This window comes from Pseudogemmobacter sp. W21_MBD1_M6 (genome assembly GCF_052119585.1).
In the GTDB taxonomy this organism is placed as follows: domain Bacteria; phylum Pseudomonadota; class Alphaproteobacteria; order Rhodobacterales; family Rhodobacteraceae; genus JBGQOJ01.
The window spans coordinates 108,704-128,564 of sequence record NZ_JBGQOJ010000011.1 but is presented as its reverse complement, the minus strand read 5'-3'; the positions used below and the strand labels follow the sequence as shown (position 1 = coordinate 128,564).

The 19,861-nt window shown below is 62.0% G+C and carries 18 protein-coding genes; 11 read left to right on the top strand and 7 right to left on the bottom strand.

What is annotated here, in order from left to right; genetic code table 11:
• Positions 1 to 230: 230 nt before the first annotated feature.
• The gene (locus ACEN2R_RS12800) at positions 231 to 2,210 is read right to left on the bottom strand and encodes a 4Fe-4S dicluster domain-containing protein (RefSeq protein ID WP_442042762.1); all 1,980 of its coding nucleotides are present in this window, start codon (positions 2,208 to 2,210) and stop codon (positions 231 to 233) included.
• A gap of 172 nt (positions 2,211 to 2,382) precedes the next feature.
• Between ACEN2R_RS12800 and ACEN2R_RS12795 the strand changes: the two genes are divergently transcribed.
• The 8 genes from ACEN2R_RS12795 (at position 2,383) to ACEN2R_RS12760 (ending at position 9,651) form a co-directional block, all read left to right on the top strand.
• Positions 2,383 to 2,961, top strand: a complete 579-nt coding sequence (locus tag ACEN2R_RS12795) for a DUF3305 domain-containing protein (protein WP_442042760.1) — start codon at positions 2,383 to 2,385, stop codon at positions 2,959 to 2,961.
• Positions 2,961 to 3,602: a DUF3306 domain-containing protein gene (locus tag ACEN2R_RS12790; RefSeq protein WP_442042758.1), complete on the top strand. Its 642-nt coding sequence runs from the start codon at positions 2,961 to 2,963 to the stop codon at positions 3,600 to 3,602. Before ACEN2R_RS12795 ends, ACEN2R_RS12790 begins: the two co-directional genes overlap by 1 nt.
• Positions 3,603 to 3,704: 102 nt before the next feature.
• Entirely contained in the window at positions 3,705 to 4,322 is a 618-nt protein-coding gene (locus ACEN2R_RS12785; protein WP_442042756.1) for a TorD/DmsD family molecular chaperone, read from the top strand.
• A 45-nt stretch (positions 4,323 to 4,367) separates the two neighbouring features.
• Positions 4,368 to 4,553: a twin-arginine translocation signal domain-containing protein gene (locus ACEN2R_RS12780; RefSeq protein ID WP_442042754.1), complete on the top strand. Its 186-nt coding sequence runs from the start codon at positions 4,368 to 4,370 to the stop codon at positions 4,551 to 4,553.
• Between the two features lie 107 nt (positions 4,554 to 4,660).
• Positions 4,661 to 7,552, top strand: coding sequence for a formate dehydrogenase subunit alpha (locus tag ACEN2R_RS12775; protein ID WP_442042752.1), 2,892 nt, complete (start codon positions 4,661 to 4,663; stop codon positions 7,550 to 7,552).
• Between the two features lie 14 nt (positions 7,553 to 7,566).
• Positions 7,567 to 8,181: a formate dehydrogenase FDH3 subunit beta gene (gene fdh3B / locus ACEN2R_RS12770; protein ID WP_442042750.1), complete on the top strand. Its 615-nt coding sequence runs from the start codon at positions 7,567 to 7,569 to the stop codon at positions 8,179 to 8,181.
• 128 nt (positions 8,182 to 8,309) lie between these two features.
• On the top strand, positions 8,310 to 9,491 hold the full coding sequence (locus tag ACEN2R_RS12765; RefSeq protein ID WP_442042778.1) for a formate dehydrogenase subunit gamma: 1,182 nt from the start codon (positions 8,310 to 8,312) through the stop codon (positions 9,489 to 9,491).
• Between the two features lie 34 nt (positions 9,492 to 9,525).
• On the top strand, positions 9,526 to 9,651 hold the full coding sequence (locus tag ACEN2R_RS12760; protein WP_442042748.1) for a hypothetical protein: 126 nt from the start codon (positions 9,526 to 9,528) through the stop codon (positions 9,649 to 9,651).
• 20 nt (positions 9,652 to 9,671) lie between these two features.
• Here the strand turns inward: ACEN2R_RS12760 and ACEN2R_RS12755 are convergent, their stop codons facing one another.
• Both ACEN2R_RS12755 and ACEN2R_RS12750 read right to left on the bottom strand, forming a co-directional pair.
• Positions 9,672 to 10,748, bottom strand: coding sequence for a flavin monoamine oxidase family protein (locus ACEN2R_RS12755; protein ID WP_442042746.1), 1,077 nt, complete (start codon positions 10,746 to 10,748; stop codon positions 9,672 to 9,674).
• 31 nt (positions 10,749 to 10,779) lie between these two features.
• Complete coding sequence (locus ACEN2R_RS12750; protein WP_442042744.1) at positions 10,780 to 11,178, bottom strand: acyl-CoA thioesterase; 399 nt, start codon at positions 11,176 to 11,178, stop codon at positions 10,780 to 10,782.
• A 127-nt stretch (positions 11,179 to 11,305) separates the two neighbouring features.
• Here ACEN2R_RS12750 and trxC point away from each other — a divergent pair, with 127 nt between their 5' ends.
• Positions 11,306 to 11,746 (top strand): thioredoxin TrxC, encoded by a 441-nt coding sequence (trxC, locus tag ACEN2R_RS12745; RefSeq protein ID WP_442042742.1) that lies wholly within the window; start codon positions 11,306 to 11,308, stop codon positions 11,744 to 11,746.
• A gap of 59 nt (positions 11,747 to 11,805) precedes the next feature.
• The gene (locus ACEN2R_RS12740) at positions 11,806 to 12,894 is read left to right on the top strand and encodes an isocitrate/isopropylmalate dehydrogenase family protein (protein WP_442042740.1); all 1,089 of its coding nucleotides are present in this window, start codon (positions 11,806 to 11,808) and stop codon (positions 12,892 to 12,894) included.
• Here the strand turns inward: ACEN2R_RS12740 and ACEN2R_RS12735 are convergent.
• From ACEN2R_RS12735 to ACEN2R_RS12720, 4 genes are read right to left on the bottom strand one after another with little or no spacing between them, the layout of a single operon-like run.
• The gene (locus tag ACEN2R_RS12735) at positions 12,866 to 13,135 is read right to left on the bottom strand and encodes a hypothetical protein (protein ID WP_442042738.1); all 270 of its coding nucleotides are present in this window, start codon (positions 13,133 to 13,135) and stop codon (positions 12,866 to 12,868) included. The two genes, ACEN2R_RS12740 and ACEN2R_RS12735, sit on opposite strands and share 29 nt — an antisense overlap.
• Before the next feature lie 10 nt (positions 13,136 to 13,145).
• Entirely contained in the window at positions 13,146 to 14,375 is a 1,230-nt protein-coding gene (locus ACEN2R_RS12730; protein WP_442042736.1) for an APC family permease, read from the bottom strand.
• A 39-nt stretch (positions 14,376 to 14,414) separates the two neighbouring features.
• Positions 14,415 to 15,194, bottom strand: a complete 780-nt coding sequence (locus ACEN2R_RS12725) for a hypothetical protein (protein WP_442042735.1) — start codon at positions 15,192 to 15,194, stop codon at positions 14,415 to 14,417.
• Positions 15,191 to 17,635, bottom strand: coding sequence for a Lon protease family protein (locus ACEN2R_RS12720; RefSeq protein WP_442042733.1), 2,445 nt, complete (start codon positions 17,633 to 17,635; stop codon positions 15,191 to 15,193). Before ACEN2R_RS12720 ends, ACEN2R_RS12725 begins: the two co-directional genes overlap by 4 nt.
• Before the next feature lie 407 nt (positions 17,636 to 18,042).
• Here ACEN2R_RS12720 and ACEN2R_RS12715 point away from each other — a divergent pair, with 407 nt between their 5' ends.
• Positions 18,043 to 19,842, top strand: a complete 1,800-nt coding sequence (locus ACEN2R_RS12715; protein WP_442042731.1) for a histidine kinase N-terminal 7TM domain-containing protein — start codon at positions 18,043 to 18,045, stop codon at positions 19,840 to 19,842.
• The last annotated feature ends 19 nt before the right edge of the window (positions 19,843 to 19,861 follow it).

Here is a 19,861-nt window from a genome sequence, read left to right as displayed (position 1 = left end):
CCCCCCCTCCACCACCCCCCCCCCCCCCCCTCTCTCCCCCCCCCCCCCCCCCTTCCCCCCCTCCCCTCCTCCCCCCCCCCTTCCCCCCCCCCCCCCCCCCCCCCCCCCCCCCCCCCCCCCCCCCCGCGACTGGTTTCAACAGTGCGGGGACCGCGCCATGGAAGTCAAGCAACCGGCAGTTTTTCTGACCAATTTACCGCCCCCCCCATCGGGTTCCCCGCTGACGCCTGTCACGAATAGTCGTCCGCTGTGCGGGTCTTTGGTTTTTCGCCCAGCTTGAACGGCGAGTTTTCCGAATGATACTGGGCGCGGATGCGGCAATCGTCGCACATCTGCACCAGCTTTGTGTTGTCGGAATTGGTATACATCCAGTGGTTGCCGGACAGCTTTTCCACGATCTTTTCAATGGTGGAGCGCACGCCGAAGGGGCGGCCGCATTCGATGCAATCGAACGGGTCTTCGGTGTTGAGCACGCGGGTCGACAGCGCCTCTTTTGACAGGTCCAGTTGTGGGACAAGGGTGATGGCGTTCTCCGGGCAGGTGCTTTCGCAGATGCCGCATTGCAGGCAGGCCGCCTCGCGGAAGTTGACTTCGGGCCTGTCGGCGTTGTCGCCCAGTGCCCCGACAGGGCACAGCGAAACGCAGGCCAGACACATCGTGCAGGCGTCGGAATTGATCGCGATGGCGCCGTAAGGCGCGCCATGGGGTAGGGCGATGACCGGCGTTTCGCCACCGCTCAGGGCGGTTGCGGCAAGGCGGGTCACATCGCGCCGTCCGCCGATCGGCAAAATGGGCGAGAGGACGAGCGGCGCATGGGCGGTGCCGTACAGTGCGGCCTCGAGCGCGTCGGGGTCGCGCGGGTCGATCACGCGGATGCGCGAGGCGTCGTGGCCTGCCCCCGCGACGATGGCTGCGGCCAGTTCGGTTTGCGGCCCCAGCGCGCTTGGGTCGGTGTGCGGGCCGGACAGGATCAGCGCCTCGGAAAAACCTGCGCCAAGGGCGGCGATGCATTCGGCATGGCCGATCCCCTCGACGTTGGCGACGGCAATCGGGATGACATCGGCGGGCAGGCCGCGCCCGAACCGGGCCGACAGCGCGATCAGTTCGGTGCCGAATTCCGGGTCATGGAACAGCGCCCGCGCCCCGGTGCCGCCCGCGCCCCTGTAGGTGCTGGCAAGGGTCCGCAATCGCGCGAACAGGAACGCCACGGGCGGATCGTCATAGGCGGCGGCACCCGAGGGGCAAACAGCCGCGCAGGCCCCGCAGCCGGCGCAGACATCAGGGTCGATGCGCACGGTGTCGCCCATGGGCAGGATCGCCCCTGTCGGGCAGACGTCCAGGCACCGCGTGCACCCCTGTTGCGAGGCGCGGGAGTGGGCGCAGAGGCTGGCGTCGTAGCGGATGTAGATCGGTTTCTCGAAGGTGCCGGTCAGGGTTGCGGCCTCGAACAGCAGCTTTTCCAGCGCCACAGCATCGGAGGGGGCCGCGCGCAGATAGCCCTCGCGTTTTTCGGGGGCGGGGAACAGGGCGGAGGCGCCGGTCAGGTCGATCAGGATATCACAGGCGGATTTCGCGCCGTCCTTGGCCCGCGCAAACCCTGCACCGCCGCGGCCCGCAGGCGACAGGGGGGCGTAGCCATCGACGACGACGCTGAAATGACCCAGCGTGCCGGATGCGGATTTTAGCCGGCCAAGGGCCACATCGAAGTCTGGCGAAGGCACCAGATCATCGGGCGTATCGGTCAGGATGCAGGTGACCGCCAGCGCATCGCACAGCCGTCTTGCCGCGTCCAGCACCACGGCGCTGTCGCCAAGGATCAGGCAGGTGCCGCTGGATATCACGTCCTTGACCGGCGTCGCGGGGTGGTCCAGCAGACCCTCTGCCAAAAGGGCGGCCTGCTTGGCCGTTGCGTTTTTGTCGGAGGTCCAGCCAGCGCGATCGCGGATGTCGATGGTCAGAAGATCGGCAGACACGCCAGCGGTTTGCGCGATGTCCGCGCCAAGTTCCGCGAAAAGCCGTGCCTGTTGCCCGCAGGCGATCAAAACCGGCCCGTCGCCCGACAGCGCCTTGGCCGCGACATCCATATCACCCATGCACAGGGCTGTTGTCTTGCGGACGGTTTCGGCACCGGCGGCCTTGCGCAACGCCTCGGGGTCCAGCGTCATCGTTCCTTCGCAGTCGCAAACCAGCAGGTGCTTTGCCTTGGCCATTTTTGTCGTCTCCCCTTCGCTGTTGCGCCTAGAGGGTCAAATCCCGTGGCCGCTGTCAAGCAAGGGTGTTGCTTATGTCAGACAATTAAACTTGTTCTTGGCCCCGGTCTGTTCCAGACTAGGTGTGCACAGATGGCAAAGGGCATTTGCCCTGATGCGACGGCGAGGATACATGACGGATCGAACTGCAAGCTGGACGGTGTCAATGCCTGTCGGCGTCGTGATACGGCGCACGCCGGGTGTGACGCGTTGGGTGAAATGGCACACGGTGCCGGTGGCTGTGCTGCCCGGTGCGGCACCTGCCGACTGGAAAGAACTGCGCCGCGAGGGCGAGGCCGTGGAATACCATGCCGCCACGGTGCCGATCACCCTGCACCGCGCCGAGATAGAGGCCTATCTTGTCAGCCTGAACATGGCGCGCCCTGCGGTCTTTGTCATTCTGGACCGCGACGAGACGGGCACATCGCCGGACGGCTACACCGTGACCAAAGTCACCGCCTCTGCCTATGAGGCGCAGGACTATCTGGACAGCGGCGAGTCACTTGTCGAAAGCGTGCCGATGCCGGTTTTGCTGGCCTCGTGGATCGACGATTTCGTGAAAATGCATTATGAATATGAACCCTTCGTGAAGCGGCAGCGCAACAAGTCGCGGGTCGATCTGCACGAGGACGGGATCGGCGATGCACGTGTGGTGCAGGACGCGGATGTCTACCGCGCCCCCGGATCGCTGAAGAAACGGCAGGAACACTGATGGCGGAAAAACCGGAAGAGGGGTTTCTTGGTCGCTGGGCCCAGCGCAAGCAAGAGGCGCGTAAGCAAGAGGCCCGCAAGGAGGCCGCGCCCGAACCGGAGCCCGACGTCGCGCCCGAGGTCACGCCCGAGGTGGATTTCGAGCAGATGTCAGAGGCCGAGGTGCTGGAGCATCTGGGGTTGCCCGACCCGGACGATCTGGGGCTTGGGGCGGATTTCAAGCAGTTTCTGGGGCAGGCCGTGCCAAAGCAGATCAGGCAGCGCGCCCTGCGACGCCTTTGGACCAGCAACCCTGTTCTGGCCAATCTGGACGGGCTGAACGACTATGAACAGGATTTCACTGCGGCGGCGACGGTCGTGGAAAACCTGTCGACCAGCTATGTCGTTGGCGAAGGATTTGTGAAGCGCGTGACCGAGGCGGTCGATGAGATGACCGATGACGAGATCGCCGAAGCAGCACCGGACATGCCGGAGCAAGAGCCGCTGTCGTCAGTGCGGCTGGACGGGCAGGTCATTGGTGGCGAGCCGCCAAAAGGAACCGATACTGCAGACAGGGACGTGCAGGTGCTGGGTGACGAAGACGAGGAAATTGCCGCGATTCCGGTGCCCCGTCGTATGCAGTTCGACACGGATGATGGCTAAGACAATGATAAGTAATCGGAATTAAATTCTAGAACTGGTAATTTCTTTTTGCCAAAATGGGATAATTGCGGGTAAACTATCAACAAAAGGAAGCAAAAATTTATGGATTCTGCGCTGAAAGCCGCCGACAATGACGCTGCCGCGTCTGCCGAAGATCTTCTTCGGGCGGATCTTTACAACCTGCTGGCCGTGCTGATTTCCAAGCCGCCAACAGAGGGCGTGCTTGCGCATATCCAGGGTCTGACGGGTGACAGCAGCGAGTTGGGCATTGGCGTCAATACGCTGGCCGGTCTTGCGGGAAAAATCCGCCCCAAGGCCGTGACCAAGGAATTCAACGCCTTGTTCATCGGTTTGGGTCGGGGCGAACTTTTGCCCTACGCCAGCTTTTACATGACCGGCTTTCTGAACGAAAAACCCCTGTCGCGCCTGCGTCAGGACATGCGTAAAATCGGCATCACCCGGGCCGAGAACGTCTATGAGCCAGAGGACAACATCGCCTCGCTTTGCGAAATGATGGCGGGCCTGATCCGCGGAGAGTTCGGAGCAGCTGTCACTTTGGCCGAGCAGAACGACTTTTTCCGTGTACATATCGGCCCTTGGGCCGGTCACTTTTTCTCGGATCTGGAGGCGGCTAAAAACTCTGTTTTTTATGCGCCTGTCGGCACAATCGGTCGGGTTTTCATGCAGATCGAGAGCGAAGCGTTTCGATTGGAAGAGTAACGGACATGGTCTATGTCCAGGATTATAACGAAAGGGAGGAAGACAATGGCTGATGACAAAACAACACCAAGCCGCCGCGACTTTCTGAAACTTGCAGGCACGGGCGCGCCGGCAGCGGTTGCTGCGCTGGCAATATCGGGCGTCGAGGCGGAAGCTGCCGAAGTCGATCTGGGCACAGGTCTGCGCAAGACAGAGCACGTGAAGAAATATCTGGAAACCGCAAGGTTCTAGGCTCGCCGCGCAGCGCTATCCTTGGGTGACGGTTGCATTCGGCCCTGATCCCATTCCAGCGTCTGCGTTCACAATCGGGTCGCAAGACCCATAGGGAGGAAGCAACTATGCTTAGAAAGAAGACACAAGGGATTGCGCAAGGCTCCCGCGGTACGTCTGTTCTTTCGAATATCGCATCGCGCAAAGTGGACCGTCGCGGATTTCTGCGGGGTTCCGGGTTGGCGATCGGCGGGCTGGCGGCATTGTCGGCCACGGGTGGCACTGTCCGCCGTGCCGAGGCACAAGCCGCGAGCGATAAGACGGAAATCATCAAAAGCATCTGCACGCATTGTTCGGTTGGCTGCACGGTTCTGGCCGAGGTCAAGGACGGTGTGTGGATCGGGCAAGAGCCCGGCTGGGACAGCCCGTTCAATCTGGGCGCGCATTGTGCCAAGGGTGCATCCGTGCGCGAACATGCTCACGGCGAACGCCGCCTGAAATACCCGATGAAACTGGTTGCGGGCGAATGGACCCGCATCAGCTGGGAGGACGCGATCAACGAGATCGGCGACCAGATGCTGAAGATCCGCGAAGAAAGCGGCCCTGACAGCGTCTACTGGCTGGGGTCGGCCAAGCACTCGAACGAGCAGGCCTATCTGTTCCGCAAATTCGCCGCCTACTGGGGCACGAACAACGTGGATCACCAGGCGCGGATCTGCCATTCGACGACTGTGGCCGGCGTTGCGAACACATGGGGCTACGGCGCCATGACCAACAGCTATAACGACATCCACAATTCCAAGGCGATCTTTCTGATCGGTGGCAACCCCGCCGAGGCGCACCCCGTGTCGCTGCTGCATATCCTGAAGGCCAAGGAAGAAAACAACGCGCCGCTGATCGTCTGCGATCCGCGCTTTACACGGACGGCGGCCCATGCCGACGAATATGTGCGGATGCGTCCCGGTTCGGACGTTGCCCTGATCTGGGGGCTTTTGTGGCACATCTTCGAGAACGAGTGGGAAGACCGCGAGTTCATGCGCACCCGCACATGGGGCATGGACCAGATCCGCGAAGAAGTGAAAAGATGGACCCCCGAGGAGACAGAGCGCGTTACCGGTGTTCCCGGTGCGCAGATGGAGCGGGTTGCCCGCACGCTGGCCAACAACCGCCCCGGCACCGTGATCTGGTGCATGGGTGGCACGCAGCACACCAACGGCAACAACAACACCCGCGCCTACTGCATCCTGCAGCTTGCCCTTGGCAACATGGGCGTATCGGGCGGCGGCACGAATATCTTCCGCGGCCACGACAACGTGCAGGGCGCCACGGACCTTGGTGTTCTGGCAGATACGCTGCCGGGCTACTATGGCCTGACCGCCGGATCATGGGCGCATTGGGCCCGCGTCTGGGAGGAAGATATGGACTGGCTGAAAGGCCGCTTTGCCACCATCAAGGGCAAGGATGGCAAGGACAAGCCGTTGATGTACGAAACCGGCATTCCGGTGTCGCGCTGGATCGACGGTGTGCTGGAAGCCAAGGAAAACATCGACCAGCCTGATAATACCCGCGCCATGGTTCTGTGGGGCCACGCGCCCAACTCGCAGACCCGTCAGCCGGATATGAAAGAGGCGATGGAAAAGCTCGACATCCTTGTGGTGGTTGACCCCTATCCAACGGTTTCGGCCATTCTGCACGACCGCACAGACGGCGTTTACCTGCTGCCCGCCGCGACCCAGTTCGAGACGCGCGGCTCGGTCACGGCATCCAACCGGTCCTTGCAGTGGCGCGACCAGATTTTCGCCCCGTTGTTCGAGAGCAAGCCCGACCAGACGATCATCGCGCTGTTCGCCAAAAAGTTCGGTTTTGCCGACCGGATGCTGAAGAACATCGCGATGGATTCCGAGGACGAGCCGAACGTCGAGGACATCACCCGCGAGTTCAACCGCGGCATGTGGACCATCGGATACACAGGGCAAAGCCCCGAGCGGATGAAGCTGCACATGGCCAACCAGCATACGTTCGATACCACGACGTTGCGTGCGGTCGGTGGCCCTGCCGACGGTGACTACTACGGCATGCCCTGGCCATGCTGGGGAACGGCAGAGATGAACCACCCCGGCACTGCGAACCTTTACGATATGTCGCAACCTGTGTCCAAAGGTGGCCTGACCTTCCGCGCCCGTTTCGGCGTGGAACGCGACGGTGACAATCTGCTGGCGGACGGGGTTTATTCCGTCGGGTCGGAAATTCAGGACGGTTACCCTGAATTCACCATGCAGATGCTGATGGATCTGGGCTGGGACGGGGATCTGACTGCCGAGGAACGCGCGTCGATCGACGCGGTTGCGGCGGAAAAGACCAACTGGAAGACCGACCTGTCCGGCGGCATCCAGCGCGTCGCGATCAAGCACGAATGTGCGCCCTTCGGCAACGCCAAGGCCCGCGCGGTTGTGTGGAACTTCCCCGATCCGGTGCCGACACACCGCGAACCGCTGTATTCCAGCCGACGCGATCTGGTGGCGGATTACCCGACCTACGAGGACAAGCACTTCTGGCGGTTGCCAACGCTTTACGCATCTATCCAGAAGAACGACTTCTCCAAGGAGTTTCCGATCATCCTGACCTCTGGCCGTCTGGTCGAATACGAGGGCGGCGGCGACGAGACGCGGTCAAACCCGTGGCTGGCCGAATTGCAGCAGGACATGTTCATCGAGATCAACCCGCGCGACGCCAACGACCTTGGGGTGCGGGATGGCAAGGATGTCTGGGTGCATGGCCCCGAAGGCGGCAAGATCAAGGTGAAAGCGATGGTTACCGAACGCGTCGGTGCCGGCGTTGCCTTTATGCCGTTCCACTTTGGCGGCTACTATCAGGGCGAGGATCGCCGGTCCAAATACCCTGATGGCGCCGATCCATATGTTTTGGGTGAATCGACCAATACCGTACAAACCTACGGCTATGACTCGGTCACGCAGATGCAAGAGACCAAGGCAACACTTTGCAAAATCATGCCGGCGTAGGGGAGGGTTAGACCATGACGACAACACTTGGAGGAAAAGCCCGCGCGAAGTTCCTTTGCGATGCCGAACGCTGCATTGAATGCAACGCCTGCGTCACCGCATGCAAGAACGAGCACGAGGTGCCATGGGGCATCAACCGCCGCCGGGTCATCACCATCGGTGATGGCAAACCGGGCGAACGGTCGATCTCTGTTGCCTGTATGCACTGCTCGGACGCGCCCTGTATGGCGGTCTGTCCGGTCGATTGCTTCTACCAGACCGAAGACGGTATTGTCCTGCACTCGAAAGACCTGTGCATCGGTTGCGGCTATTGCTTTTACGCGTGCCCCTTCGGCGCGCCGCAGTATCCGCAGGCCGGCAACTTTGGCTCTCGGGGAAAGATGGACAAATGCACCTTCTGTGCCGGTGGCCCCGAAGAGGACAACTCGGAGGCCGAGTTCCGCAAATACGGGCGGAACCGGATCGCGGAAGGCAAGCTGCCGATCTGTGCCGAGATGTGCTCGACCAAGGCGCTTTTGGCCGGTGACGGCGACGACGTCTCTGCCATCTACCGCGAGCGCGTTGTCGCCCGTGGGTTTGGCGCGGGCGCCTGGGGCTGGGGCACCGCATACGAGACAAAGGGCGGCTGATCTTTGGCCATCCAATGCGGCGGGCGGGTTTCCTGCCTGCCGCGTTTCCCTATGACAATTCATTTCCCCGCTTACCGGGAGGGTCACCTGTGACGTTCAAATCCCTATCAATTTCGCTGCTTTGCCTGATGATGGTCTCGGCCCAGCCGGTATTCGCGCAGGATCAGGACATGGTTGTCCCGCCTGCGGATCGCGCTGCGACCGGTGGCGCGCAAACCTTGCAGGATATTCTGGAACGCCAGAAAGGCGTTGCCATCGACGACACCTTCCGAAGCGGGGTGACGGGGGCGGACAATGTCCCGCCACCGCCCGACAGCCCGCTTGCGACACGCGGCGGCCCGTCGGATGCCGATGTCTATCGCGGGATGCGCTACAACACGCTAGACGTGAAAGCGTCCAACAACGGGCCTGCGTCGGATGTGTTTATTCAGGACGGCGGCATGCGCTGGCTGACGCTGCGGGCCGGTCCGGTCAGCACCTATGGCGGCTATGCGCTGTTGGGGATGATCGGGTTGTTGGCGCTGTTCTATGTGCTGCGTGGTCGCATCATGGTCGATGGCGGTCTGGCCGGCATCACGATCGAGCGGTTCAAGCCGGTCGAGCGTTTCGGCCACTGGTTGATCGCGGGGTCGTTCATCCTTTTGGGGCTGACCGGATTGACCACGCTGTTCGGGCGCGTCGCGCTTATTCCGCTGGTCGGGCATGATGCCTTTTCGCCTGTCGCCATTGGCGCCAAATGGATTCACAACAACGTCTCCTGGGCGTTCATGCTGGGGCTGGTGCTGGTCTTTGTGATGTGGGTCGCCCATAATATTCCGAACCGGCTGGACCTGATCTGGCTGGCCAAGGGGGGCGGGCTGTTCTCGAAGCATTCGCATCCATCGGCCAAAAAGTTCAACGCGGGTCAGAAGATTATCTTCTGGTCGGTGATCGTGCTTGGCGCGTCGATCTCGGTCTCTGGGCTGTCGCTGTTGTTCCCGTTCGAGATGCCGTTGTTCGCGGCCACCTTTGCAAAACTTAACGCGCTGGGATTGCCGGGACTGGTCGGGCTTGACGCCTTGCCGACGGCGTTGGCGCCGCAAGAGGAAATGCAATTGGCGCAGATCTGGCATGTGATTGTCAGCTTCGCGCTGATGGTGATCATCATCGCGCATATCTATATCGGCTCCGTCGGGATGCAGGGCGCGTATGACGCGATGGGTGATGGCGATGTCGATCTGGAATGGGCGCGTCAGCATCACGACCTTTGGGTGGAAGAGGTGCAGGCCAAGCAATCAGGGGCGGAAAAATCCGCCACGCCTGCAGAATGAATATGCGCATGGCTGTGCGAATTAGGAGCATCCGATGAAGGTTATGATCATCTCTTTCGTCGCGGTCCTTGTGATCGCGCTGGGGGCCAATGTGGCGCTGTCATCTTTGCCGTTCTCGGCGTCTGATGCCACGGTGTCGCCATCGGTCCGGCTGGACTGACGCGACACACGCGCCCGCGTTTACAGGCGCGACAGGATGTCGTTGGCGGCGCGTTGGCCCGCGTCCAGCGCGCCCTCAATAAGCCCCGGGCTAAGGTCGGATGTTTCCGAGGCCGCCAGAAACAACCGCCCCGCAAGCAGCGGTTGACGCAGGATGTCGGGGCCGGTGACAGGGTGCTGCGGTGCCTCTGCAAGATCGGCCCCGGTGCAGATCAGTGGCGACATCGACCAGTCCTCAACCACCAAAGCCAGGGGATGCGCGGCCTTGTCGCCAAAGCAGCGGATAAGCTGCGCCAGAATGGCCTTGCGCAGCCCGTCGGGGTCGGCGCGTCTTGGGGCGGGGGATGACCCGACAAAGCCGAAGATCGCAGCGACGCTGCCGCCGGACGGGGTGTGATCATGCGCCTCTATCAAAGGGCCGGTCTGGCTGGCGATGCGCCCGGACAGGCCCGCATCCCGCCAGAAGGGCGTCGGGTAAAGCACGACCGCCTTGGCCTGCGCCGCCATCCATGTGGGGCGACCCGCCATCGCGGCCAGAACGGCGGGGGGCATGTCGGGCATGTCGACATGCGCCGCCGCAACCCGAAGCGGGGCGGCAAGAACCACCCTGTCGGCGTGGATTGTTTCGCCCGATGACAGCGTCAGCGCAAGGCCCCCCGACCCCTGCGCCGCCAGCCGGACGACCTGCGCGCACGTGCGGATCGCGGTGTCGGGCAACCGCTGCGCCAATGCCGAAACCAGCGCCTGTGGCCCGCCTTTGATCCGCAGCATTCCGTGCTGCGCGGGCAGGGTTTGATGGCGCAGACCACCGCCGAACCCCTCGATCACGGCGTTTCCGTCATTGAATTGCGCGAAGGTTTCGACACGCAGCCTGTGCAACCAGTCTGCGACGACGGGCTGGTAGGGGGGGCAGACCCATGTCGGCCCCAGATCCCCCAGCAAAGCGCCGTTGACGGGGTCCACGACGGACCTGATCCTGCCGCCGGTGCGGTCCGCCGCCTCCAACACGGTGACGCGCAGGTTGGCCTGATGCAGAAGAACGGCTGCCGTCAGCCCGGACAGGCCGGCACCGATCACCACAACGTCGGGGCGTGTCATGTTGTTCCTGTCGGCGCGGGGCTGGGAAATGTCACTGCGGCACGGGCATCGGGGGCACCGGCATCGGGCGACCGGCCTCGTCGATTGCGACGAAGGTGAACGTGGCCTCTGTCACCTTTTCCCGCTGACCGATGCGGTTACGCAGCACCCACGCCTCGATTCCGATGGCCATAGAAGTGCGCCCGACGCGTTCGACCCGCCCGTAAATGCACAGCACGTCACCTACCTTGACCGGACGAATGAATTTCATCGCATCCAGCGCCACCGTCGTCACCCGCCCTGCCGCGCGGGTGCCTGCAATGATGCCCGCGGCGATGTCCATTTGCGACAGCACCCAGCCGCCGAAGATGTCGCCGTTCACATTGACGTCTGCTGGCATTGCCAATGTGCGCAGCGTCAATTCGCCTTCGGGCTTTTCGATGTCGGTCATTCTGATGTTCCTTGTGTCCTGCGCCAAGATACCGCGCTTTTCGGGCGACGCAACCGGCCCGGCTATTGAAAGGGGCCACGCCTGCAACCTACATAGGGCACAGGACGCAACCGGAAGGAGCCCTGTAATGGTGGACGCCGTAAAACTGACCTGCATGACCTGTGGACAGGCAAACCGTGTGCCGGTGGACAAACTGGGGGCAGGGCCGAAATGCGCGACCTGCGGCGAGGCTTTGGCGAACGGAAAAGTGGCAGAGCTGGACCCGAAAATCCACGACAAGGCGACCAAGGGCGACACCTTGCCGATCATCGTGGACTATTGGGCGCCGTGGTGCGGCCCCTGCCGGATGATGGCCCCGAATTTTGCCAGCGCGGCAATGACGTTCAGGTCCAAGGTGCGCTTTGCCAAGATCGACACGCAGGACCATCCGGCGATCTCGCAAAAGCTGGGTATTCGGGGCATCCCGCTGTTGATCCTGTATGCAAAGGGCCGCGAGGTGGCGCGTTTGGCCGGTGCCAGACCCGCATCCGAAATTGACAGTTTCATCCGGCAGAATGTTCCGGTTTAAGGTGGGGCAGGGGCGGTCCGCATCGCCTGACGCCACCTGAACCCAAGGAGATCTGCCCGATGTCGACCCGTTGTGCCACGCTTGCAATCCTGTCCGGTGACGGCATCGGCCCCGAGATCACCAAGGCCACACAAACCGTGCTGGACGCGGCCGCAGCGCAATGCGGTCTGATGCTGACGTTCCGGCCCGCCGTGATCGGCTTTGACGCGCTGCGTGCCCATGGAACGACCCTGCCGCGCCCTAGTTTTGACATCGTGCAGGCGGCGGATGGTGCGATCCTTGGGCCGGTGTCGCACAACGAATACCCGCCGGTGGCCGAGGGCGGGATCAATCCGTCCGGTGCCCTGCGCAAGGGGTTGGATCTGTTCGCCAATATCCGCCCCGCAAAGACGATTGCCGGATTGCCGCCGCGCTGCGGCAGCGACGTCGATCTGGTTATCGTGCGCGAGAACACCGAAGGCTTCTATGCCGATCGCAACATGTATGCCGGTAACGGGGAATTCATGCCGACCCCCGACGTGGCCATTGCGGTGCGCAACGTGACGCGGCAGGCCTGCACACGGATCGCAGAGGTGGCGTTCGAACTGGCGTCACAGCGGCGCGGCAAGGTGACATCCGTGCATAAGGCCAATGTGTTCCGGCTGTCGGACGGGTTGTATCTGGAGTGTACCCGCGCGGTGGCGAAACGCTATCCGCAGGTGGACTACGAAGAACGTCTTGTCGATGCGATGGCCGCCCTTCTGGTGCGCGATGCGGGGGCTTTCGATGTGATTGTCACAACCAATATGTTCGGCGATATCCTTTCGGATCAGGCCTCTGAACTCTCGGGCAGCCTTGGGCTTGCCGCGTCTTTGAATGCGGGCACCGATCACGCTGTGGCGCAGGCGCAGCACGGGTCGGCGCCCGATCTGGCAGGCCGGAACATCGCCAATCCGGCCTCGTTGATCGGGTCTGCGGCGATGCTGATGCACTGGCTGGGAGAGCGCCGCGCAGAGCCCGCGTTCCGGTCCGCCGCCGCCCTGATGCACCGCGCGCTGGAGGCGACCTGTTCCGCCCCCGAAACCCGCACCCGTGACTTGGGCGGCACGTTGGGAACGGATGCCTTTGCGGCTGCGGTGGTCAGGAATCTGGCGGCCCTGGCGGTTTGACAGAGCCGTCCTGTTTCCGGCGGCGTTTGTACTTGCGGCACAGCGGCTTTATGTCCAGCCCCGCAATCGCGATGCCAAGCGGGATCATCCAGAACCCAAGCACCGGCAAGGCACCCAATATCCCGCCGATGATGCATAAAATCCCGAGAACCAGCCGCAGGCCCGGCGGGACATGCCCCCGCACCCAGCCCAGAACCGTGTTCGGTTTGCGTTTGTCGCCGGGTGGGTCGGGGTTTGACATTTTTCTGCCTTCAGATGAACAGCGGGCCGACCAGCAGCGCGATGCACGTCAGGGTGCCCGCGACCGGCACCCATAGCGGAACAGTGAAAATGCCCACAGGCACCGGGTCTTTGCGCAGCTTCATTCGGACCAGCGCCGCATTCACCAAAACAAAGACAACCAGAACCGCCTGTGTCGTCATTTCCGCCAGACGCCCGATCGGGAAAAACAGCGCCAACGCAAGGATCGCCCCCGAGATCAGGACAGTGGCAATCACCGGCGTGCGGGTGACGGGATGCACCCGCGCAAGGACGGTGGGCAGCCGCCCCTTTTTGGCCAGACCATACAGCACCCGCGACCCCATGATGATCTGAATGACGATCCCGTTCAGTGTCGCCACGATTGCGATCAGCGTGATGGCCAGCGGTGGCAGGCCTGTCAGGCGCTCGAACAACAGGCTGATCGGTGCGCCGGTGTTGATCAGGTCAGGATGCGGGACGGTCAGAACGGCGACCGACACGACCATGAAATACAGCAGCGTCGCGATGACCAGCGTTGCCGCAATGCCCAAGGGCAGGGTGCGTGTCGGGTTCTGCGCCTCCTCTGCCAGATTGACGATGTCGTCGAAGCCGATGAAGGCAAAGAAGGCGACCAGACTGGTGGTAAAAACCGCGCCAAGGGCGACAGGATCGGATAGGGGGGGCAGGACCGCAGGTAGGCGCGTCAGAATGTCGGGATGCGCCCAAAGTCCGGCCCCGATGATGACAAGCAGGCCCGCCGTTTCGATCACGGTCAGGATCGCGGCAAAGATCACGGATTCCAGAATGCCATAGGCGGCAATCGCGCCCATGGTGATGACAATGGCAGACACGACCACAGGTTCGGGCAAATCCAGAAGGGACCGGATGTAACCGCTGCTGCCCAGCGTGATGGCGGCTGCGGCAACGGTTGCGGCCAGAATAACGGTCATGCCGGTGATGCGGGTCAGCCAGCCCACCCCGAAGGCGGCATCGACATAGATCGCTTCGCCAGCACTTTGGGGGTGACGGCCCGACAGTTCGGCGAAGGCGCAGGCGCTAAAGGCCATGACGACTGCGGCGAACAGAAACGAGGCGGGCGCGTGGATGCCCGCGCCATCGACGCTGACACCGATCAGAACGTAGATCCCCGCGCCGATGGTCACGCCCAGCCCGTAAAGCACGATCAGCGGCAGGGTGATCCGGCGGGCCAAAGCCGGCGGTGGAACGGGGGCGTGTGCCATTATGTGCAGGGCTTTCATGAAGGACGATGCGGGCGGGGGTCAGGACAGGTCTGCCACCGCCCCCAGAATGACAAGAGAACATCGGGCGTTATCGCGCAGCGCGGCCAGATCGGCGGCAGAGCGCAGCGGGCCTGCGGCCAGATCGACGACAACGGCCGAACAATTGCTGCGGTTCAATGCGGCAAGCAGGTCGGATGTGGTCCCGAACGCCCGCACCGTTGATCCGCGCAGACCCGCCCGGCGAACGAGGGTTTCAACCGTGGCCATCGCCTGATCCGGCGCGCCCTGCGGTGGGGCGACAACGTAAACGGCCAGCGGTGTTTGCAGATTGCGTGCAAGGGCGGCGGCAATGTCGAAGCTGCGGCGCGTCGTCTGGTCGGGGTCGCATAGCCACGCGATCGGGCCGATGTGCTCGTGCAGCCTGCGGTGCCCGATCAGGACGATATCTCCCTGATCCGCTGCGGCCAGCGTCTGGGCCATCACCTCGCCGTGCAGGGTTTCAAAAGTCCAGTCGCGCAGGCCCTCTTTCGCGCGTCGGGCAAGGTCCGTCTGAAACGCGCGGGCATCCCCCGAAAGAGACAGCTCGATCTGTTGCCGTGTGACCGATGCGACCCTTGTGCCAGCCGCCGTCACCCCGCGTGAAAACGGAAGCTCCGCGATCACCAGCGTTTGGGTGTCTTCGACCAGGACGCCGCGCAGGTCGGATTTCGCCCAGCTTGCCAGAATGGCCGCCAGCGGAATTGCCCGCATCGCATCGGCGTAGCAGCTTGCCCCGATCACAATGCGGTGGTGCGCGGGGGCCGTGCCAGAGGGGGTCATTGTGCCTCTCCCTCTGGTGCGATGCGCCCGAAACGCTTTCGCATCTCGGCAAAGGACCGCATTTTTGCCTCGACCCGCGCATTGACAGAGCCTTCGGGGAACTGTCCCGTCTTGTCACGCTGGCCTGCGGCAAGGCCGGTCAGAACCTCTATCCCCTGATCAATGGTCTTGATCGGGATGATCTGGAATGAGCCCTTGCGTGCGGCCTCGACCACATCGGCGCGCAGCATCAGATGCTCTACATTCGAGGCCGGAATCAGCACGCCCTGATGACCAGTCAGGCGGCGGGCCTTGCAGATATCAAAGAACCCTTCGATTTTTTCGTTCACCCCGCCGATCGCCTGCACCTGTCCCGCCTGATTGACCGATCCGGTCACCGCGAACCGCTGCTGGATCGGCACGCCGGACAGCGCGGACAGCAGCGCATACAGTTCTGCCGACGAGGCACTGTCGCCATCGACACCGCCATAGCTTTGCTCGAACACGATGCTGGCATGCAGCGACATCGGCGCCTCCAGCGCGTATTTCGCGGCCAGATACCCCGACAGGATCAGCACGCCTTTGGAATGCAGCGGGCCGCCCAGTTCCACCTCGCGCTCGATGTCGACCACTTTGCCCGCGCCGACGCGCACCCGCGCCGAGATGCGTGTGGGCTGACCAAAGCGGAAGGTGCCGATGTCCAGCACGGACAATCCGTTGATCTGGCCGACCGCAGCCCCCGATGTGTCGATCAGGATTGTGTCGCGCTTGATCATTTCATGGCTGCGGTCCCTGATGCGCGATGCGCGCCGTTCAGCCTGAGTGACGGCGTGTTCGATGTCGTCGCGCGTGATCTCTGATCGCTTGGCCGCGCCCGCGTAGAAATCCGCCTCTCGCATGATGTCGGTCAGCGCCCCCAGATTAAGCGAGAACCGCGTGCTGTCGTCGGCAAGGCGCACGGCCTGATCCAGCAGCCGCGCAACGCCCGGCGCAGTGAGCGGGCGCACATCGTCGTGGCGGGCGGCGGTCGCGATCACCCGCGCAAAAAGCTGGAGGTTGCGAGAGGTGCGCGGCACGTCATCCTCGAAATCGGCCTGAAGTTTGAACAGCCTGCCAAAATCGGGATCGTAAAGGCCAAGCAGCAGATACAGCATCCTGTCGCCGATCAGGATGATCCGCACATCCAGCGGGATCGGGTCCGGTTCCAGCGATTTGGTCATGCCCAAGCCAAGAAACTCGCTCATTGATGCGATTGCGATGACCTTGTTGTCCAGACACCGTTTCAGGGCCTCCCATGCCAAAGGTTCGGTCAGGACGCGTCGGGCGTCCAGAACCAGATAACCGCCGTTCGCGCGGTGCAGCGCACCGGGTTTGATCAGCGTGAAATCGGTTTGCAGCGTGCCCATCTCTGATTCATGCTCGACCCGTCCGGTCAGGTTTCCGAGCGTCGGCAGGATCTCTTTTTCCAGCGGTGCGCCCGATTTGCGCGGGCCATTATGCGATACCATCACGTTGACCGCGTAGCGACGGAACAGCGGCAGGCTGTGATATTTGACGATCGCACCGGGGAAGGTGTTGTTGTCCCCTCCATGTCGCGCTTGCAGGAATAGTTCGGCATTCATTGCCATATCCTGACGCACTGCGGCGATGTAGGTCTGGATCGGATCGACGTCGGCAAACTGCTTTTTGACCTGATTGATCTGGGTGGAAACGATCTGCTCGGCCATATCGGCATGGAGTTTCTCGACGCGGGCCCGATGCTCTTTTTCCTCACCCGGTATGGACTGTAAAATCTCGGCCAGTTGTTGTTGCAGGGCTTCGACCTTTGCGTCGATTGCGTCCCGTTCTGTGTCGCCCAGTGCCTCGTAGGCCTCCGGCTTTATGATCTCTCCATTCAAAAGCGCGACCAGCGTGAAGCCCATCGGCGTATGCAGCACGGCAACGTTCTGCTTTTTCGCGGCCTCGTAGAAGTCTGCGAAACTGTCTTCGTGACGCTGCCCGAACTCTTGTTCGATTGCGCGGCGTTTGGTTTGATAGTCTTCGGATTCAAAAGCGGCCGAAATTTCGATGGTCAGGTCATCGACCAGCTCTTCCATCGCGGATTTCAGCCTGTCCGCAGTGCCGGGCGGAAGGCGCAAGGCATGCGGTTTATGCGGCGCATCGAAGTTGTTCACATAGGCCCAGTCGCAAGGCACGGCGCGTTTTTCGGCCTCTGTTCGCAGCAGCCTGTCGACGGCGCGATGACGGCCCGTTCCGGCGGGGCCCACGACAAACACGTTGAAATCCCGGTGCGGGATGCTGGCCGCCAGACGGATCGCGTCGACCGCGCGGTCCTGACCGATCAAACCGGTGATGTCCTTCAGGTCTGCGGTTGTCTTGAACCGAAGGGCTGTCTGATCGGTTTCACGGCGCAGAACCTGCGGATCAAGGGCCTTGGGCGTCACGTGAGGGGCTTGGGTCATCGCGATTGCCTGTTCTGGATACATGCGCAACCCTAGGCAGCCTGGTGTGCGCAGGCATTGATATGGGTCAAGGCCACCCCCCGCTGCTGCGACCTTTTGGGATCTATCCCCTTTCGCATGGCGTATCGCCTTGACAGCGGCCCGTGATTTGTCTCAACAATTATGAGTTGTATAGGGTGATCGACGGCTTCGGATTCCTGCGGTCTGCCGCGAGGTGGGCGGAATGGGGCGCGGCTTTGGCCGGGAACGCGGGCGATGTGATGTGTCCGGTTTCGAGGCTGGCGTCGGTTTATCATATGATTCAGTTATAAGGTATCAATGTCACATAGAAATAATAGCCTGGACATGCGGCACGGTTTTACCTGTTGTATGGGGCGGTCGGTTCCTTTCGCCCCTTCGGTCCGCATATGATATCCTGCCTTGTGATCGACCTTATGGACCCCGTGATTGTCGCGGTTTCGGCTGTGTGGCTGGGGCTGGTGTTTCTCACCGTCTGGGTGTGGGGGCAGCATGACTTTCCGGGAAAAGCGACCTTTCTGATCACCCATCTTGCAATGCTGTGGTGGCTATTGGCCGCCCTGCTGGAACTTGGGTCCAGCGGGGTGGAATGCAAGGTTTTCTGGGCGCAGGCCGCCTGGCCCGGTATCGTGCTTATGGTCACCGCCTGGACCCTGTTCCTGTTCGACTATGCCCTTGGACAAGAGCGGAAATTCAAGCGGTGGCGGCACGCCATCTTGTTCGCGGGGCCTGCCGTCATTGCCGGAAGCGCCATCAGCAATGGCTGGCATCATGCCTTCTACGGCCCGCAAACGCGGCTTGTCGATCTGTCGGGGCGGATGTCGGTGGTCTATGATCACGGGCCGCTGTTCTATGGCGCGATTGTCTATAACTACCTGTTGATCATGGCACCGGTCATAATCGCATCCCTTGCCGCGCGGCGCGCCCTGCCGGGGGTGCGGGGGTTCTTCGGCATGCTGTTGCTGATCACCCTTGTTCCGATTGCCGGCAATCTGGCCTATGTCATTGGCGGGTTCACGATCGCCGGGTTCGATCCGACGCCGTTCACCTTTACCTTTGTTCTGGCGGCATTCAGCTGGATGTTGGCCAACAACCGGATGATGGACATCCACGCCATCGCCCGCGATCTTTTGTTCTACAACACGAAAAATCCGATCATAATTATGGATTCTGACGGCTCGGTTGCCGGATACAATCCCGCAGCGCGGGGGGTCTTTGACCTGCATCTGCCGTTGCCGTTCACGGTATCGGCACGGCTGAAGGGAATTGGCCCGGTTGTCACCCAGCTTTTCACCACCGGACATCTTGTGCAGAACGAGCCGATGATGTGGAACGGTCGCTGGTTCGCCCCGCAGGCCAAAGTCATCTATAGCCCGCTCAGCCCGTCCAGGATTTCGATGGGCTGGGTCGTGACCTTTGTCGATGTCTCGACGCAACAGCGCGATGCCGCCGCATTGCGACAGGCGGCAGAGCAGGCCAGAGCGGCAGACAGGGCAAAATCGCAGTTCCTGTCCACTGTCAGCCACGAACTGCGCACCCCTTTGACCTCGATAAAGGGTTCTCTTGATCTGCTGGATGCCGGTGTGGTGGGCGAGGTTCCGCAAGAGATGAAGCGCCTTCTGACCATTGCCAGAAGCAACAGTAACCGCCTGGCCGCGTTGATCGACGATTTGCTTGATCTGCAAAAAATCGAGACAGGGGAACTGACCGTCGATCTGGTTGCCGTTGATATGGCACAGCTTGTTCAGGACTCGGTCGAGGCCTGCGAGGGCTTTGCCAGTTCAATGAACGTCACGATTGTCACCACAGGGACAGAGCAGCCGCTGTATGTGAAGGGCGATCATGGCAGGTTGATGCAGGTTTTGGGAAATGTATTGTCCAACGCGTTCAAGTTTTCCAACAGCGGCGGATCGGTCGCGGTGTCTTTGCAATCGCACGATGCCGGGCTTTGTCTTTCGGTGCGCGACAACGGGATCGGGATGCCGGACAACGTCGAGGACAAGGTCTTTGGCCCCTTTTCGCAGGTGGACGCGTCGGACACGCGGAAAAAGGGCGGGTCGGGGCTTGGGTTGAACATCACCCGCCGCATTCTGGAAAAGCATCACGGCACCATCGACTATGTCAGTGAACTGGGCGTGGGGACGACATTCTTCATCACTCTTCCGACGATTTCGCCCGACGCGCTTTGATCCGGGGCGCAACAGTCGG

What these genes read in the sequence shown, in the direction of transcription:
- ACEN2R_RS12800 (WP_442042762.1), bottom strand. Translation starts at nt 2,210, where the DNA reads ATGGCCAAGGCAAAGCACCTGCTGGTTTGCGACTGCGAAGGAACGATG.
- ACEN2R_RS12795 (WP_442042760.1), top strand. Translation starts at nt 2,383, where the DNA reads ATGACGGATCGAACTGCAAGCTGGACGGTGTCAATGCCTGTCGGCGTC.
- ACEN2R_RS12790 (WP_442042758.1), top strand. Translation starts at nt 2,961, where the DNA reads ATGGCGGAAAAACCGGAAGAGGGGTTTCTTGGTCGCTGGGCCCAGCGC.
- ACEN2R_RS12785 (WP_442042756.1), top strand. Translation starts at nt 3,705, where the DNA reads ATGGATTCTGCGCTGAAAGCCGCCGACAATGACGCTGCCGCGTCTGCC.
- ACEN2R_RS12780 (WP_442042754.1), top strand. Translation starts at nt 4,368, where the DNA reads ATGGCTGATGACAAAACAACACCAAGCCGCCGCGACTTTCTGAAACTT.
- ACEN2R_RS12775 (WP_442042752.1), top strand. Translation starts at nt 4,661, where the DNA reads ATGCTTAGAAAGAAGACACAAGGGATTGCGCAAGGCTCCCGCGGTACG.
- fdh3B (WP_442042750.1), top strand. Translation starts at nt 7,567, where the DNA reads ATGACGACAACACTTGGAGGAAAAGCCCGCGCGAAGTTCCTTTGCGAT.
- ACEN2R_RS12765 (WP_442042778.1), top strand. Translation starts at nt 8,310, where the DNA reads ATGATGGTCTCGGCCCAGCCGGTATTCGCGCAGGATCAGGACATGGTT.
- ACEN2R_RS12760 (WP_442042748.1), top strand. Translation starts at nt 9,526, where the DNA reads ATGAAGGTTATGATCATCTCTTTCGTCGCGGTCCTTGTGATCGCGCTG.
- ACEN2R_RS12755 (WP_442042746.1), bottom strand. Translation starts at nt 10,748, where the DNA reads ATGACACGCCCCGACGTTGTGGTGATCGGTGCCGGCCTGTCCGGGCTG.
- ACEN2R_RS12750 (WP_442042744.1), bottom strand. Translation starts at nt 11,178, where the DNA reads ATGACCGACATCGAAAAGCCCGAAGGCGAATTGACGCTGCGCACATTG.
- trxC (WP_442042742.1), top strand. Translation starts at nt 11,306, where the DNA reads ATGGTGGACGCCGTAAAACTGACCTGCATGACCTGTGGACAGGCAAAC.
- ACEN2R_RS12740 (WP_442042740.1), top strand. Translation starts at nt 11,806, where the DNA reads ATGTCGACCCGTTGTGCCACGCTTGCAATCCTGTCCGGTGACGGCATC.
- ACEN2R_RS12735 (WP_442042738.1), bottom strand. Translation starts at nt 13,135, where the DNA reads ATGTCAAACCCCGACCCACCCGGCGACAAACGCAAACCGAACACGGTT.
- ACEN2R_RS12730 (WP_442042736.1), bottom strand. Translation starts at nt 14,375, where the DNA reads ATGGCACACGCCCCCGTTCCACCGCCGGCTTTGGCCCGCCGGATCACC.
- ACEN2R_RS12725 (WP_442042735.1), bottom strand. Translation starts at nt 15,194, where the DNA reads ATGACCCCCTCTGGCACGGCCCCCGCGCACCACCGCATTGTGATCGGG.
- ACEN2R_RS12720 (WP_442042733.1), bottom strand. Translation starts at nt 17,635, where the DNA reads ATGACCCAAGCCCCTCACGTGACGCCCAAGGCCCTTGATCCGCAGGTT.
- ACEN2R_RS12715 (WP_442042731.1), top strand. Translation starts at nt 18,043, where the DNA reads ATGATATCCTGCCTTGTGATCGACCTTATGGACCCCGTGATTGTCGCG.